The sequence below is a fragment of the Franzmannia qiaohouensis genome, assembly GCF_031451695.1.
In the GTDB taxonomy this organism is placed as follows: domain Bacteria; phylum Pseudomonadota; class Gammaproteobacteria; order Pseudomonadales; family Halomonadaceae; genus Franzmannia; species Franzmannia qiaohouensis.
In genome coordinates, this window is record NZ_JARWAM010000017.1 from 62150 (window position 1) to 80012 (window position 17863).

The window sequence follows — 17863 nt, forward strand, 5'->3', positions numbered from 1 at the left end:
GCGGTGCCGGGGGGGGGCAAGGTGGCGGTCGCCGGCGGCCTGTCGCTGAACTGGATGCGCACCAACGTCGAGGCGGTGGTCGAGGAGGCCACCCTGGACGCCGGCGGCGACGTCCGCCTTCAGGCCACCGACGACCTGACCATGAACGCCTTTACCGTCGGCGGCGCGGGTGCCGGGGCCGTCGCCCTGGCCGGCTACTTCGCCTACAACTACATCGGCGGCAATCCCGACGACCCCACTGCCGAGACGCCCAATCGCCTGCGCGCGGTTATCCAGGGTGAGAATGCCCGCGTCACCTCGGCCGGCGATGTCTCGCTGCTGGCCAAGTCGGAGTCCTCGATCAACGCCTATACCTTGGGTGCCTCGGTGGCCGGTGTGGCAGCGCTCAGCGGCACCGTATCGCTGAACTTTACCCGCAAGGACATCCGCGCCGAGGTCAAGGATGCCACTGTCATCGCCGACGGCAACATCCTCATCCAGGCGCTGGACAAGAGCCGCATCGACTCGGTCAGCGCGCAGCTCAACGTGGCGATCAAGGGCGGTGCCGCGGGTCTCTCGGTGGCGTACCACGACATCCAGAACAGCATCGTCGCGGGTAGCCAGAACGCCACCCTGGAAACGACTGAGGGCAACGGCGGCGGCATCATCATCCTAGCCGACTCGCGTTCGTCCAACTGGGCGGTGCTGGCGGGGGTCTCCTACGGTACCTTTGGTGCCGGCGCCGGCATCACCGCCAGCTCGGTGATCGACAATCTTGCCCAGGCGCGCATCGACGGTGGCAATGTCACCGCCGATGGCAACCTGGTGGTGCATGCCGATACCTACGACACCAGCAGCATCAAGCTCGGCGCGGTGGCGATTGGCGCCGTGGCCATCGGTGGCAGCGTCGGCGTCGACTTGATGGGCAGCGACTCCGAGGCCTGGATCGGCGGCGGCGCCGTGGTGCTGGCCCGCGGTAACGCCAGCGAGCGCAACGTGGCGCTCTCCTGGCGCGGTGTGGAGAGCGAGATCGGTGGCGATGATGACGAAGGTCGCGACCGCAACGTCAACTGGGGCGAAGGTGAGTGGGATACTGAAGGCCGCAACGGTGTCGTGGTACTGGCCACCAGCCGCATGGAGTTTCTGACCGTGGCGGTAGCCGTGGCGGGCGGTGTGACCGGTGCTGTGGCGGCCAATGTCACCGTGGACGGGATCAACGGCCACACCCAGGCCTGGATCGACAACGCCGAGGTGACCAGCAACGCCGATGTGGTGGTGCGTGCCCTGCATCACGCCGAGGCGGACAGCGGCGGCGGCTCTGCCGCCATCGACCTGACGGCCGCGGCAACCGCCGGGGTGGACGTCAACCTGTTCGGTCACCAGACCCACGCCTGGATCGACGGTTCGGACTTCGCCGACGGCGAGGTCATGGTCAAGGCCAACGGCGAGCTCGCGGTTGATGCGCTGGCCAGCGTCAACTTCCTGTCGGTGGTCATCGGGGCCAGTATCGGCGGGGCGGGTGTGGCTGCCTCGGGGTCGGCCACGGCGGTCAGTCTGGCGCTGGACACCCGCGCCTACGTCGAGAATGTCAGGCTGCAAGCGCAGGATATCCGCGTCTCGGCGGACAACCAGATTACCGGGCGCTTTATCGCCGGGGCGGCGGCGGGCAGTGGCGGGGTCGGTATCGGCGCCTCCCTGGCCGTTGGCCTGCTCAATTCCACCGCCACGGCGGAGGTGCTGGGGGCGACCCTGAACGCCACTCAGGACATCGATGTGGTCGCCAACCAGCGCATGGACATGGGCGTGACCGTGGCCACCGGCGCTGCGGGTCTCGGTGCTGTGGCCGGCGCGGTCTCGGTAATGATGGCCGATGCCGTGACGGTGGCGCGCGTCGCGTCCAGCCTGGACGGCCGCCACAGCGTGCTCGACGCCGGGCGCGATATCGACGTCAATGCCACCACCACCACGCTGCTCAATCAGCGCAGCTCCCCGGCGGACTATCTGCAAGCGGTGGGGGCGGCGGCCGTGGGCGGCGCCGGTGCCGGTGCCGCGGTCGACGTGATGGTACTGCGCGAGCAGACCCGCGCCACCGTAGGCGACAACGCCCGGCTCACCGCCGGGCGTGACCTGGACGTGCAGGCCGAGCTCAACCGCGTCCTCAACTCCAGCGCCGTGGCCTTCTCGGCCACCGCGGCCCTCAGCATCAGCGGCGCGATCTCGGTGATCAGCCTGGGTGACGGGCTCAGCGAAGAGAACATGGAAGAGGTCGAGGAGCTGGGCGCGCTCGTCGACTCGAGCTTCTCCGACTTCGGCGACGGAAGCTATGCCATGCAGGAGGAGAGCTCGGAAGGAGATTCCGGCGTCGACGACGAAAACGGCTTCGATGAGGATGAACAGGGCCAGCTCGACGACGATTTCGACACCCCGAGCGATGCCGGCAACCAGAACCAGAGCAATCGCGAGAGTACCAACAAAGCACTCGAAGACCTGACCTTCGACATCGATTTCGACGTGGAGGCGGGGCAGACCGTTGGTGATACCGCGGCCACGGTGGGGCGCGACGCGATCTTGAGCGCCGGCGGCGATATCGGGGTAGAGGCCCTGGAAGTGTTGAACGTCGAGATTGTCAGCGGTGGCGTGGCGGTATCCGGGGCAGGCAGCGTTGGCATTTCCATTGCGGTGCTAGAGCTCAATGGGGCGGTGACGGCAACGGTAGGCTACGGCAGTTCGCTGACGGCCGGTGGCGATATTCGCGTGACCAGCCACGCTGAGCTGAACAGCAACCTGCATGCCGTGGGTGGCGCTGCCGATTTGTTTATAAGTGTGGGGGGCCAGAGCACCATCATACTGGATCGCACGGTGCAGCAGGCGTCTCTGGAAAACGCCGCATCGCCGGCCGATGCGATTAATATCCGCACCCCCGAAAGCGTGATGGTGAGTGCCAGCGCCGATCGAGACCACCAGGCCCTCGCCGCAGGCGGGGCCATTAGCAGCGTGGCGGTGGGGGTTTCAGTGGGGGTGGTCGAGATCAGCGGTGCCACCCAGGCATGGATCGGTGAGCACGCAGTACTTGGCGACGATGGTGATCTGACCAACGCCGTGCTGTTGAATGATGTCACGGTGTCGGCCGCCAGCATCGACAGGGTCGACCTGACGGTTGTTGCCGTGGCGGCCGGCCTGACAGGCGCGGGCACCGCCAATGTGTCCACCGTCAGCCTGAGCAATCAGGTCGAGGCCTGGGTCGGCAGCGGCGTGACCCTGACAGCCCTCGGCGACGTGGTCATCAGTGCGCTGCATACGCCGCGCGTCAGCGTCGAGTCGCTGGGCGTCGCGGTCAGCGCCGGGGTGGGCATCGGCGCCTCGGTGGTCAATGCCACCCTGGGCTCCCAGGTCGTCGCCCAACTGGGCACACCGGGCAGTGCCGACAGCGACATCAGCCTGCGTGCCACCAACCTCAGCGTGGCAGCCGGCAGCGTGCTGCTCGACGGTGCCCCGTCTCTCTACGCCGAGGCCATCGGTTCGGCCGGCGGCGCCCTGCTGGGCATCAACGCCACCGTGGTCAACCTGCGCGACAACGCCAGCGCCGAAGCGTTGATCGGTGATACCCAGACCACCCGCGAGGCCTTCGGCGATAGCGACAACAACCTCGTGGTACTCGGGCACCTGCGGGTGGCCAGCGACCTGCGCACCTCGCTGGAGGGCAAAGCCCTCAGCGTGGTCGGCGGGCTGGTAGCCGCTGGCGCCGCGGTCGTCGATATCCGTCACAATGTCCAGAGCCGTGCGCGTATCGGCGATGGCCACCTGATCGGCGCCGAGCGGGTCAGCGTGGCCGCCGTCGGGCATCAGCAGGCCGAGCTCGACACCCTGGCCGGCAGCGGCGGCGTGGCCGCCGGCGCGGGTGCCAGCAACCGTTTGACCCAGACAGCCACCACCACCGCCACGCTGGGCGCGTCGACCCTGTCGGTCAGCGCGTCACCGGGAAGCGAAGACACTGACGCCGGCCTGGTGCTGGTCCGCGCCGACCAGACCTTCGAGCTGGAAAGCCGGATTCTGGCCGCCGCCGGTGGCGTGCTGGCGGGTGCCGGCGCCGAGGCGACCTACCACCTCAGCGCCGACACCATGGCCGAGGTGGCGTCCGGCGCCGTGGTAACTGCCGACACCCTCGACATGCTGGCCGACAGCACGGTGATTCGTGACCGTCTGGCCGGTGCCGAGGATGACACCATTCGCGGCGTGGCCGGCGGTGCCGTGGCCGGCGCCGGTGCCGCCAGCGACGCGCTGTTCGATCTCGACACGCGGGTCGAGGTGGGCCAGGGCGCCTCGCTGGCGACGACCCAGGGCGACCTGCGCCTGGAGGCCTTCAACGACATCACCTTCTATGAGCAGATCAACCTCACCGCAGGGGGACTGGCGTCTGGCGCCGGGCTCACCGCCAATCTGCGCGACGATGACATGGCCGCCAGCGTGCTCATCCACGACAACGCGGTGCTGCTGAGTGCCGGCGAGCTGGTGGCTACCGCCCGCGGTACGGCGGATATCAGTGCCGTGCTGCTGATGGACACCTACGGCGCCGCTACCGTGGGGGTAGGGGATGCAAAGGTCATCCTCAGCCCGACCAACCGTATCGTCATGGCCGAAGGGGTCAGTGCCACGGCGTTTGGCGACATCAACTTCGCCGCAGGGGGCGATGTGCGCGGCAATCGCGACCAGTACGCCCTCAATGCCAGCCTCGACAGCTTCGCCGGCAGCCTGATCCCCATCAACAATCTCAACGCCCAGGCCGAGATGGACCAGACCCACCGCATCGATATCCAGAGCGGTGCCGAGCTGGTGGGCGCGCGCGACGTCACGCTATTTACCGAGCGCTTCGGCTTCAGCGACATGAACGCCCAGGCCAAGGGGGTGAGCTGGGTATCGGCGGTAGGTGACGCCATCGACGCCGCCCTCGGCAGCGACGGCGGCAGCGAGATCCTGGATGGCGACATCTCCACCAACTCGTATGGTCATGTGACCATCGATGGCAAGGTGCAGACCGGTATCGATCGCGAGCTGAGCCTGGTGCTGGAGATGACCAACGTCCAGGACGAAGCGTTCGACATCAACAACGAACTCGACAGGCTGCGCGGCGAGCTGCAGCCGCTGCTGGCAGACAGCCAGGCGCTGCTCGTCGAGCGGGCCGGCCTGCGCAATGACCTGGCGCTGCTCGAAACCCAGCTGGGTGAGTTCGAGGAAGCGCTCGAGCAGCTGGAGGACAGGCTGACTGAGCTTGAAACGGCACAAGCCGAGCTGGAAGAGGACAAGAGCCAACGCGAGGACGATCTGGCCAACTTGCAGGCCGACCGCGAGGCCCTTGTAGAAGAGCGGGATGTCCTCGACGAGGACGACCCGGACAACTCGTCGGAGATAGACGACCTCAACGCCAGGATCGAACAGAAAGACCAGGATATTGCGGCCAAGCAGGACGCCATCGCTGACGTACAGGCCGACATCGATGACAAGCAGAATGAGATAGACGCCCAGCAGATCCTGGTCGATGACAAACTGGGCGAGATCGCCGCCAAAGAGGGTGAGATCAGCGACAAGAATGAGGCCATCGACGCCAAGCAGGATGAGGTCGATGCCAAGCAGGCCAAGGTGGATGACAAGCAGGCCGCGATCAGCGCTGAAGAAGACAAGCTGGATGACCTCTTCTCTGGCGGCGCCGGCGACTTCCTGCAGGCCCGAGAGGGCTATGACGACATCGGCTTCAGTGTCGGCTACTCGCGCGCTCAGACCGAGCTGATCGACGAACTGCGCGATCTCCGCGACCGCTACTCGCTGTATCGCAATGCGGGCAACGCCGAGCTGGTGAGCTTCTACGAGAGCGAAATCGACCGCCTCGAGCAGCGCCTGGTAGAAGATGGCTTCGGTGAGATGCAGTCTGACGGCACCCTGGTCATCAACGAGGTCGACCAGCTGACGGTCTTTATCGACGACGTCTGGGCCCAGGCCGGTACCGTTTATGTGTTTGCCGACGACCTCACCGGCAGTGGCGAGGTCGACGCCCCCGGGGATGCCAGCATCACCATCCTCAACACCGCGCCGTCACGCATGGTGATGGGCAGCACCGAGATACCCCAGGTGGTCGGCGGTCTGTACCTCAACCTCACCGAGGTGGGCGACGCCGAGGCCATCACCGACCTCAACGACAGCCTCGGCGCCGGCATCACCGGCCTCAACCCGGTGGGCAGCGAGGGCGCGACCCCGCGCATCACCGTGGTCAACAGCTACGGCGTGGTGTTCGACGAGGATGGTGGCACGGAGTCACAGGTGCTGAACGCCCTCGAGCGTGGCTTGGGCCTGGAAGGCATGAGCAACGCCGAGCGTGACGCTTTCCTCTACGATTCCAATGCCTACGACAGCTCACCGGCGTCGAGCATTCTGTATAGCGCCGAGGGCATCACCCGCAACGTCTCCGGTGAAATCGTCTCCTATGCGGAAGGCTCGCTGGAGATCGAAGGCGAGTTTCGCGCCGCCAACCTGGTGCTCTCCTCGGACGGTGAGATCTCGGTGCGCGGCCTGTCGCAGTTCAACCCCGGTGGCAACCCGGATGCCCAGGCGGTCAGTGTCGACGGCGGTGACGGGAGGCTCAGCGATGGCGCCCTGGACGCCGTGGAAAACAGCCGTGGCACCGCGCCCAACATCTCGGCGGGCGTGATCGTGATCGACGCCGAGTACGTCAACCTCAACGGCTATATTCGTGCCGGCGAGGACAGCTACCAGATGGTGATCGGCGATGCGGATGCCCAGGTTATCGCCGATCATATCGCCAGCGACAGCAACAGCCGTATCCTGCTGACCAATGCCTCCAGCGGCACGTCGCTGGCCTACTACAACCCGCGCACCGGCCAGATCGAGGTCGAGGATATCGCCATCGACGGTGGTCGGCTGGATATCACCGGGCATGTCATCAATACCGGCAACGGCCTGCTCGAGGTGCTGGGCGGCTACGGCACCATCGAGGTGATCAACAACACCGACTACACCCTGGCGGTGGGTAGCCTCGACGTCAGCCGGCCGGGCGAAGGGTACCTGCGCATCGATGACACCTACACAGGCCTGCACGAGTATCACTATGACGCGAATGGCGGCAATACCTATACCTTCAAACCCCAGCATGACGCGCGCTACGGCTTCAGCGTCTCGGCGGACAAGACCGAGCGCCGCTACGCCGTGGCGGGGTCCAGCAGCTGGGCCGGGATCAGCGCCTTTGCCGCCGACCCGGAAACCCTGAACTGGGGCGATACCGAAACCAGTGACGGCGAACTGCAGGATGCACTCTCCTACTTCTACCGCAACAGCGGTGAATCCGGCTACGAATACAGCAAAACCTCCATGGCACCGCCCGACGGTGAAGAGGACGCCGGTGAATGGAGCGAGCTGCAGATGGTAGACAAGTGGTCGGAAAGCACCTGGTACGGCAAGAAGACCAACTACGCCAAGTTTGCGCAGGAGAAGCAGAGCGTCGTCCTGCACACCCACTCGGTACAGGCCAACCGCGACGTCGAGATCAATTTCATCGGCAACCAGACCGGCACCCTCAACGTCGAGTCCCAGGGCGACGTGGTGCTGATCGGCGACCTGGCCAACCACAACGGCACCACCAGCGTGACCAGCGGGGGCGAGATTCGTCAGTCCGACGACCAGCGTCGCGATATCCGCATCAGCGGTGCCGAGGTGGTGCTGCGCGCCGAGGACGGCATCGGTGCGGGGCGCGCCATCGAACTGCACAACCGCCTGGGGCTGGAGGCGGCCAGCGCGCCGCCGCTGCGCCTGGATGCCACTACCGTGCGCGGCAGCCTGAGCGTCAACCAGCTCAACGGCGATATCGTGGTCGATCGCGCTCACGCCGCTGGCGACGTGAGCCTCACCGCGGCCGGCAGCCTGCTCACCGGCAGCCTGCGCGGCGATGCCGATTCTCACGTGCAAGGCCGCAATATCAGCCTGCTATCCGAGGGCAGCATCGGCGCTGGATCGGCCAACCCGCTGCTGATCCACCAGTCCGGCGACGGGCGCCTCAATGCCGAGGCGCGCGGCGATATCGCCCTGCATCAGGTCAGCGGTGACCTGGGTGTGGAGCGCGTCACCAGCAGCCAAGGCGACGTCTGGCTCAAGGTGGACGGCGACCTGCTGGACCGCAACGACGACAGCCGCCGCGACGAGCGCACCGTCGAGCAGCTGCAGGGCGTGTGGGATCGCATGGGCCTTATTCCCGGCGAGGATGGGGGGCGCATCGCCGAGGCCAAGGAGGAGCTCAAGCAGCGCAAGGCCAACGAGTACCAGACCTACTGGAACTACCGCTTTGCCACCAGCGAGGACGTGATCAGCGGCCTCGAAGATGGCAAGACCTATCACGTCAAGGCCATCGACGAAGACGGCAACATCCTGCTCGGGGTTGAGATCGAGATCGAGGGCGAGGATAACCCGCTGAGCGAGGTAGTGCTGTCGGCGCCGGACATCGACGCCGATGACCCCCGCGCGCAGCATCGCCTCATCAACGAAGACGGCGATGCGTTCACCTTCGACAGCCTGGCCGACATCACCGGCGATGGACTGGTGGCCGCCGGCGCCGGCCTGGCCGTGGGGCAGTCGCTGACCTACCGTCGCGCCGTCGAGTACGACGAGCACCAGGGGGTAATCCTCTCCGACAGTGAGCGGGCGGCCTACCGCGAGGCGCTGCTGGAGCTGGAACCTGAGCTTGCCGATGATCAAGCGGCGCTCGAGGCGCGCATCGACGGCATCGCCGAGGACCGCACCAGCGTCTACCGCCAGCTGCATGAGGTGTACGGCGTCGAGGATGACGGATCAACCAGCGAGCTGCGTGAGCTGGACTACCAGGCGAGCCTGACCGCCGCCGAAGAGGCCGACATCGAGGCGTCGGTCAAGGAGTGGACCGAGCAGGAGCTGCTGTCGCTGATCGGCGCCGGCCTGCTGCAGGAGACCACCAGCACGCGCACCGAGATTCAAGCGCCCAACGTCGACGCGGCCGGTGACATCACCCTGATCGCCGGCGGCAACATTGGCGTGGCCAACGGTCGCGAAGTGCTCGACATGGAGGGCGGTCTGGCCGGCCTCTCGGAGGAGGAGCGCCTGCTGCTCTCGGCGGCCGAGCGCCAGGACGTCAGCTACCTGAAGCACGCGCCCCAGGACGCCAACGTCAACTTCGTGGTCGGCGACACAGAGGATGGATTGACCACCGTGTCGCTGAATCTTACCAACGGCGACGACTGGGACACGCAATGGTTCAAGCCCGGTGAAACCCTGGACATCGATGGCCGCAGCCTCAACTTCACCGAAAACGGTCTCTACTACGACATCGTCTCGGTGGACGGCGGCACCATGGTGCTGGAGACCGCGCTGGACGTGGTCGCCGAGTCGGGGGTGGATATCAGCCTGGCCACGGTGCTGCTCGACCCGCGGGACCCGGACATCCCGCTGGAGTTCGATGCCAACGGCGACCCGATCAACATCATCAAGTTCATCTCCATCAGCCTGGTGGAAGACCTCAACATCAATAACGGCGGTGAGGTCTTCGTCGAGGCCGGCGGGTCGGTCTATCTGGGCGCCGATGCCGAAGAGGGCGAGGCGAGCGTTCGCCTGGCCAAGCTGGAGGCCGGTGCGGACGCACGGATCAAGGTCTCCGGCAGCATCCTGGCGGCCCAGACCCTGTCCGGTGATCTGGTCCTGCGCAGCGGCGACCTGATCCTCGAGGCGGCCAACGGCCAGATTGGCAGTGACGCCGAGGCGCCGCTGCAGCTCGACCTTCGCGACGGCGCCACCGTCACCGCGCGTGCCCAGGACGGCATCTTCCTGCGCGCCCTGGACAGCGACCTGCGGGTTGGCACCATGTTCTCCCAGGGCGGCGACGTCTGGCTGCGCGCCGACGGCAGCATCGTCGACGGTCTCAACCACGACCTGATCAACATGCTGGCCAACAACATCACCCTGATCGCCGGTGATGACATCGGCAGTGCCGGCAACTTCCTGGAATTCGCGACCCGCCCGGGTGGCGTGGTCGACGCCCAGGCGGACGGTGACATCTACCTGGACACGGTGGATGGCAGCATGGCCATCGGCTATATCGAGGCGGGGGAGCATGCCCACCTGCGTGCGCTGCAGTCGATCATTGGCAGCAACGCCAATGAGCTCGCCGGCGACGTCAAGGCCACCACGCTGCGCCTGGACACCCGCATTGGCGGGGTGGGCGAAGCCAATCGCCTGCTGGCGATCATGACTGACGACGACGAGGGCCGGCTGGATATCGACGCGGCCAATAGCGTCTTCGTTCGCGAGGTGCTGGGGGCGGCCGAGCTCGACCGCCAGGGCGACCTGCGCCTGGGCCAGGTCAAGGCCGGCAGCGACAACACCATCGCGCTGATCTTCTCGGAGCAGGGCAGCATCCTCAACGCCCTGGAGGACGGCGAAGGCGAGAATATCCTCACCTTCGGGGTGCGCCTGATTGCCGAGCAGAACGTCGGCACCGAGGCGAAGGTGATCACCACCCGCATGGGGGTGCTCGAGGGGGAATCGCGCCAAGGCGTCGTCTACCTGGAGAACAGCGGCGCCCTGGAAATCGCCGAGAGCGGCATGCTCGCCGAGAACGACATCAACATCACCGCCAACAGCCCGATCCACGTCACTGAAGACGTGCAGAGCCGAAGCGGCGACGTCACCTTCAAGGCCAATGCCGGCGACGAGGACATCGTGACCTTCAGCAATGGCGTACAGGTTCACGCCAATGAGGGCAGCGTGCTGGTCTATGCCGCCGAGGGCATCGTCATTGACCACCCCGGCGTGCTGATCAGCGCCACGGATAACGTCGAATTCCACCTGCAGCGGCCCGAGTCCGGCGACCCCGGCAGCACGTCGGGTTTTGCCAAGCTGGCGACCGGTACCATCGAGGCCGGCGACACCTTCCTGATGCAGGGCGGCGATAGCCGTGGCCAGAGCTGGACGCTGGGCGGCGATCTGACCGTCAACGCGCCGCTGATTCGTGCCGTGAGCGGCGAAGGCGACAATACCTTCGTGCTGGGCGGAACCATGACCGCGCCGCGCTTCGAGCTGCACGGCGGCAGCGGCAATGACAGCATCACCTTCAACGGCGAGCACCGCCTGGATGAGGCCGTGATCGAGTTGGGGAACGGTGAGAACCACCTCACGCTCGGTGGCGCCATCAAGGCCGATGCCTTGACGGTGCTCGGTGGCCAGGACGATGACCATGTCACCTTCGACGGCAATCATCGCATCGCCGATCGTCTCGAGGTGCAGCTTGGCGAAGGCAACGACACCCTGCGCGTGCACGGCACCATCGACGCCACCGGTGGCTCGATGCGCTTCGACGGCAACGCCGGCGACGACGACCTGATGCTGCACGCCGACCAGCTGCTCGGGGCAATCGAGCTGCTCGGCGGCGGCGGCGACAACCTGCTCACGGTGGTCGAGCTCAACGACCGCGATGAGCTGCTGACCCTTGACGGCGGTGCCGGCAGCGACGTCTACCGCATCATCACCCGCCAGGATGCCAGCACCAACTACGAGATCACCGTGGCCGACAGCGGCGCCATCAACGACGGCGTCGACTACCTCTTTATCGAGGGCCGCGGCTATGACGGCTACGACGGCTCGGTCAGCGCCGATGATCTCTCGGACGTCGGCAACGATGCCCAGGACCTGTTCCTGATCCGCAGCAACTTCATCGCCCGCATGGAGGGCGACGGCGATACCGGCGTCGTCGAGGGTGCCGCGGTCGAGCGCATCAACTACGACGACACCATGAACGGTCGGGTCACCGTCAACGGCCACGAAGGCAACGACGTCTTCGTGGTCGACGATACCTCGGCGCTGATGACGCTTGACGGCGGCGCCGGTAACGACCGCTTCCAGATCGGCCAGATCTTTACTGACGACCCCAATGCCACCGACGAACACGGCAACTATCTCTCCGGCATTCGCGGGCCCGAAGACGAGATCAACGTCACCTCGACCACCCTTGGCTACCTCAGCTACGGCAACAGCGAGGCGCTGGTCATCTACGGCGGCGACGGCGACGACGAGTTCATCGTCTACAGCAACAAGGCGCTGCTGCGCATGGAGGGTGAAGACGGCAACGACGACTTCATCATCCGCGCCTTCATCGCCGAGGACGACATCGAAATCTTCGGTGGCGGCGGTGATGACAACATCGAGTACAACATCAACGCGCCGGTGAGTATCGACGGCGGCAGCGGCTACAACACCATCACCGTGCTGGGCACCGAGCGCAGCGACAACTTCGTGATCACCGAGGATGGCGTGTTCGGGGCCGGCCTCAATATCGGCTTCGACAATATCCAGCGGCTGCGGGTCGACGCCCTGGAGGGCGACGACACCTTCTTCGTGCTCAGCACCAGTCCGGACGTGGTCACCGAGCTGATCGGCGGCGTCGGCAGCAGCAGCTTCGTGATCGGTGGCGACGTCACCGGGCGCGTGGTGTCCGCCGATCCGGAAGGTCGCAGCAGCCTGGTGACGCATACCATTCGCTCGGGCGACGAGGCCTACGACAGCCTCCTCGGCGATGGTCTCTCGGTCACCGTCGCCGACCCCTCCCGCGGCGCGGTGGTGGTCGAGGAGCCCAATGGCGGCACCAGCGTGGTACAGGGCGGCCCGGCGAGCTTCTTCAATCTGTCGCTGGCGCTGCCCATGGATGACGATTTCATCGGCGCGACGGTCACGCTGACCGTGTCGGCGGCGATGGCCTCGACCAACCTGCGCAACAAGAGCGCCGACGCGGAGACCGTCAGGCTGGCGCTGGGCGAGGATGGCGACTATCGGCAGGCGATCACCGTCGACTTCGAGTATCGCGACGATCAGGGCTGGGTCGCGGTGGATGGCAACGGCGATGTCCAGAGCATCTACGTCAAGGCCCCCGAGGACAGCCTGGTCAGCGGCACCCGCGAGGTGACCGTCAGCTACCTGGCGCGGGCGCAGATGGACGACGGCGGCGAGCTTCCGGAGGCACTCAAGGTCCTAGAGCAGCAGGCCATTAGCAACACCATGGTCACCGTCTACGACAGCAGCCAGGGCGATCTGGTGTTTGGCCTGCCCAACGGCGACCGCCTGCAGGTCATCGAGGGGGATGACGTCGGTGCGCCGGGCAGCAGCTTCGAGCTGCGCCTCTCGTCGGCGCCGGAAGCCGGCGAAACCGTCACGGTCAAGCTCGACCTCGATGAGCGTCTCCGTGCGCAGCTCGCGGACGGCACGTCGCTCGATAACGGCATCGAGTTCACCGACCAGAACTGGGACCAGCCGCTGACCATTCAGCTTCAGGCGGTCGACGACAGCGAGGTGCAGAACCGTCTCGATACGCGGATCGGCTTCACGGCCGAGTCGAACAAGGGCAGCGACTCGAACTTCGATGGCGTCGAGTTTGGCACCGTGCGGGTCAGCGTCTACGACAACGACAGCCCCTCGCTGGTGGTGCAGCAGACCGACGGCAGCACCCGCGTGACCACCGAGGGTGGCACCGACAGCTACTTCCTGCGGCTCTCCAAGCAGCCCGCGGAGAAGGTCACGGTGCGCCTCAACAGCGACGGCCTGACCGCCTTCGACTGGCATGACAATGCGCGCATCATCTTCGAAAGCGTGCTCGAAGAGGCGGTGGGCGTCACCGCGATGCCGGGCGCCCATGCCGGGCCGCGGCTGGTCCTCGAAGACAGCGACTGGCAGGACCTGGATCTCAACGTCGGCATGTACCTGACGCTTCAGGACGAGGATGGCGAGACGCTGGACGGCACCTTCCGGGTCAACAACGTCGAGGATGGCACCCTGCATCTCACCGGCGAGGCGCACATCGACTTCAATGGAGAGGACGCCAAGCAGCTGACCGTGACCCGGGTCGAGGCACCGGCTGTGGTCTTCGACACCGACAACTGGAATCAGCGCGTCGAGATCGGCCTGCGCGCGGACACCCACTTCGTGGCTGCCGAAAACACCCTCAATGACATGAACTTCGAGCCTCAGCCCAATCTGCTGGACCGCATTCAGGGGCCGCTGATTCTCGAGGGGGGCACCAGCGATACCGACCGCTCGCTCAACGAAGCCATCATGCTGCCCTACGAGCGTGAGGCATATATCGAGCGCGACGACGATGAGTCGGCGGTCGATGAGGTCGCGCCGGAGAACGAGGATACCAACACCCTGACCCTGCACGCCGATGCCAGCATGGCAGACCTCAGCGGCGTGCTGACCAGCACTTTCCTCAGCGGGCTGGGCATGGGCGAGGGCGATGCCCTGGAGCAGCGCTACACCAACGCCCTGGGTGAGGACATCACCATCACCACCGAGCGTGGCATCCAGTACCACGGCTTTTCGGTCGTGGAGCTGCTGCTGGGCAGCGGCAACAATGAGCTGCTGATCGACCTCGACAAGGATGCCGTGATCCATGACGGCGACTATGCGCTGAGGGATAACAGCGTCGGCAATGCGGTGCTCTCCCGCGAAGACGCCAGCAGCTGGTATGCCGACGGCTTCCGTCGCGGCGATACCCTGCTGATGGGCGATCAGCGCGTCGATATCCTGGATATCAACATCGACGGCGATCTGGTGCTCAACCGCCCCATGGCGGATCTGCCCAAGACGGCGTCACGTATCATCCGCGAGATGCCAATCACCGTGGTGCACGGCGGCGGAAACAGCGAGCTCGCAGACGGCAGCGTAGGCGGCGACCATATCACCGTCACCGGCGGCTACGACGCCCAACTGCCGCTGTTCGTGTTCGGCAATACCGAGCGCAGCGGCGAGCGCTACAGCGCCACCGGCGGGCCAAGTGCCCTGGCCCAGCAGTTCGATCTGGCCGGCAACAACGTGCTGGATGCCAGCGGTGCCACCGGCGGCGTGGTGCTGGTGGGCGGTAGCGGCAACGACACCCTGATCGGCGGCAGCGGCAACGACCAGCTGTTCGGCGGCGGCGGTAATAACCGCCTGGACGCCAGCGCCGGTGGCAACAACCACCTCTATGGCAACGGCAGCATCGATGTGGATCTGTCGGCGCGCCTCGGCCAGGCCGAGCGGATCATGACGCTCTACAGCGCTGAATCCGACGTACCGCATGGCACCGGCGACCGTCTGGTGGCCGGCGACAACAGCCTGATGGGTGGCGATGGCAACGATATCCTGATTGGCGACCATGGCGTCATCGAGCTGGAAGCGCGTGACGGCACGGCAGGTCTGCGCCTGCTCGATAGCCAGCGAGTGGTATCGGTGCGCAGCACCGATCCGGGTAATGTCGGCAACAACCAACTGAGCGTGAGCGCCGGGGACAACCTGCTGCTCGGCGGCGGTGGCAACAACGTCCTGACAGGCAGCGCCGGCAACGATGTGCTGATCGGCGACCATGGCGACATCGTTCTCGCCAGCGTCAACGATCCGCGCCGTCTGACCAGCGTAACCACGCGGGCCGACGTCACCGCCGGTGACAACACGCTCTCAGCTGGCGAAGGCGACAATGTCATCCTGGGTGGGGAAGGCAGCAACACCATCACCGCCGGCGATGGCAATAACCTGATCGCTGGCGACCATGCCGATGCGCGTTTCAACGCGGAGAGCGTGATCGTCTCCTTCACCTCGACCTTTATCGGCCGGGGTGGCGACGACAGCATCACTACCGGTACCGGCAACGACTGGATCATCGGTGGTCAGGGGAATGATGACATCACCGTCGCGGGGGGCGATAACGTGGTCGTTGGCGACCATGGCCGGATCCTGGCCCCTGCGGCAATCGTTACCCGGGCGGAGAGCCTTGTCACAGCGAGTCCGAGCGGAGGGGACAACGCAATCCGCGTTGGTCATGGCGATGATGTCATCCTCGGTGGCGAGGGCAATAACGACATCACGTCAGACGGCGGTCACAACCTGATTGCAGGGGACCTGGCCGAGATGCGCTTTGATTCAGAAGGCGTGATCGTCTCCTTCACCTCGACCTTTATCGGCCGGGGTGGCGACGACACCATCATCACCGGTATCGGCAATGACTGGATCATCGGTGGCCAGGGCGATGATGACATCACCGTTGCGGGTGGCGATAACGTGGTCATCGGCGACAACGGCCGTATCCAGCCCGTCAACGGGGTTCGCTCCATTGTCGAGAGTCTGGACGTCTCCAACGCCACCGGCGGCAACAACACCATCGAGGTGGGCGCCGGTCGCGACCAGATCATTGGTGGCGTCGGCAACGACGCGATCACCAACGCCGCCGGCGACAGCGTGATCATCGGCGACGTGGGCCGCATCGACAGCGACGCCAGCGGGCGCTATCGAGTCGTGGAGACCGGTGATACCCGCCTTGGCGGTAACAACCGCATTAACGGCGGCAGCGACCGCGACGTCATCTTCGGTGGCCGCGGCGATGATGTAATCCATGCCGGCGAAGGCGACAACGTCATCGCTGGGGATCACGCCAAAGCTAGCTTCAATGAGCAGGGCGTGATTCTCTCCTTCACTTCGCTGGATATCGGCAGTGGCGGCAGCGACACCATCAGCGCAGGCTCAGGCACTGACTGGATCATCGGCGGCCAGGGCGATGATGACATCACCGTCGCGGGTGGCGACAACGTGGTCATCGGCGACAACGGGCGCATCCAGCCCCTCAATGGAGTTCGCTCCATTGTCGAGAGCCTGGACGTCTCCAACGCCAGCGGCGGCAACAACACCATCGCGGTGGGGGCCGGTCGCGACCAGATCATTGGTGGCGTCGGCAACGACGTCGTCACCAACGTCGCTGGCGAAACCGTGATCATCGGTGACGTGGGCTGTATCGAGAGCGATGCCGCTGGCCGCTATGTGTTGGCGGAGACCGGCGACACCCGTCTGGGCGGTAACAACGAGCTGAATGGCGGTAGCGACCGCGACATCATGTTCGGTGGCCGCGGCGATGACATCCTCAGAGGCGGTGACGGCGACGATATCCTGTTCGGCGATTTCGGCAAGGTGACCCGCAGCGATACTCTGATCACCGTGGAGTCCACCGACTTCTTCGAGGGCGGTAACGACGAACTCTATCTGGGTGGCGGTCGCAATATCGCCATCGGCGGCGCCGGCAACGACGGCTTCGACGGTGGTTTCGATAACGACACCATGATCGGTGAATATGCGCGGATTCGCATCGAGCTCGGCGGCGCTCGAGAGGATGTCGTTTCGGTGGTTACCCTGGCCCAGGGGCGGCTGGACCTGATCCGCCAGGCCCAGCAGGATCTCTACACCGACGATGAACCGACCGGGGAGTCTGCTCGCAGCTGGCTCGATGCGACGCCGGGCAACCTGATCGGTGCCGACGCCAGCATGATCGAGCGCGACATGCCGCAGCGTGCCGCGACCGGCATGGCGGGCCTGCGTCAGCTGATCGACGACTGGGTCAGCCAGCAGCAGGGCGCAGGCACCAGCGGCAGCAGCAGTCAGGCGGGGGCAGCGACCACCGCGGTGTCGCCAGCCGCCGCCGATGCGGCCCCGGCCAGCGACGCGCAGCAAGACGAGGGCACCGTGGACGAGGTCGACGACATGCCGGTTGAGGCGGCGGACGAGGCGCCGGTGGTCGACGCCGAGACACCGGACGTCGATGACGATGTCGCCATCGACGAGGCGCCACAGGCGGACGACGAGCTCGAGCAGGATGCCGTCGCCGCCGCCGGCCTGGTCGCGGCACTTGCCAGCAGCACTGGCTGGGCAATGGCCAAGACCCAGCGCAGCGCCAGCGACACCCGTATCGACACGCTGCGCCGGGAACAAGCCGCAAACGACTGGCAGCGCATGAGTGATCAAAGCGATGAGGACTAGCCACATCAATACATGCCACATCAAGGCAAAAGGGGCACGA

Annotated in this window: 1 protein-coding gene; it reads left to right on the top strand. The window is 65.8% G+C overall.

Annotated elements, in window-relative coordinates; genetic code table 11:
* Window positions 1–21 precede the first annotated feature (21 nt).
* Entirely contained in the window at window positions 22–17823 is a 17802-nt protein-coding gene (locus QC821_RS19105; RefSeq protein WP_309724714.1) for a hypothetical protein, read from the top strand.
* Window positions 17824–17863 lie beyond the last annotated feature (40 nt).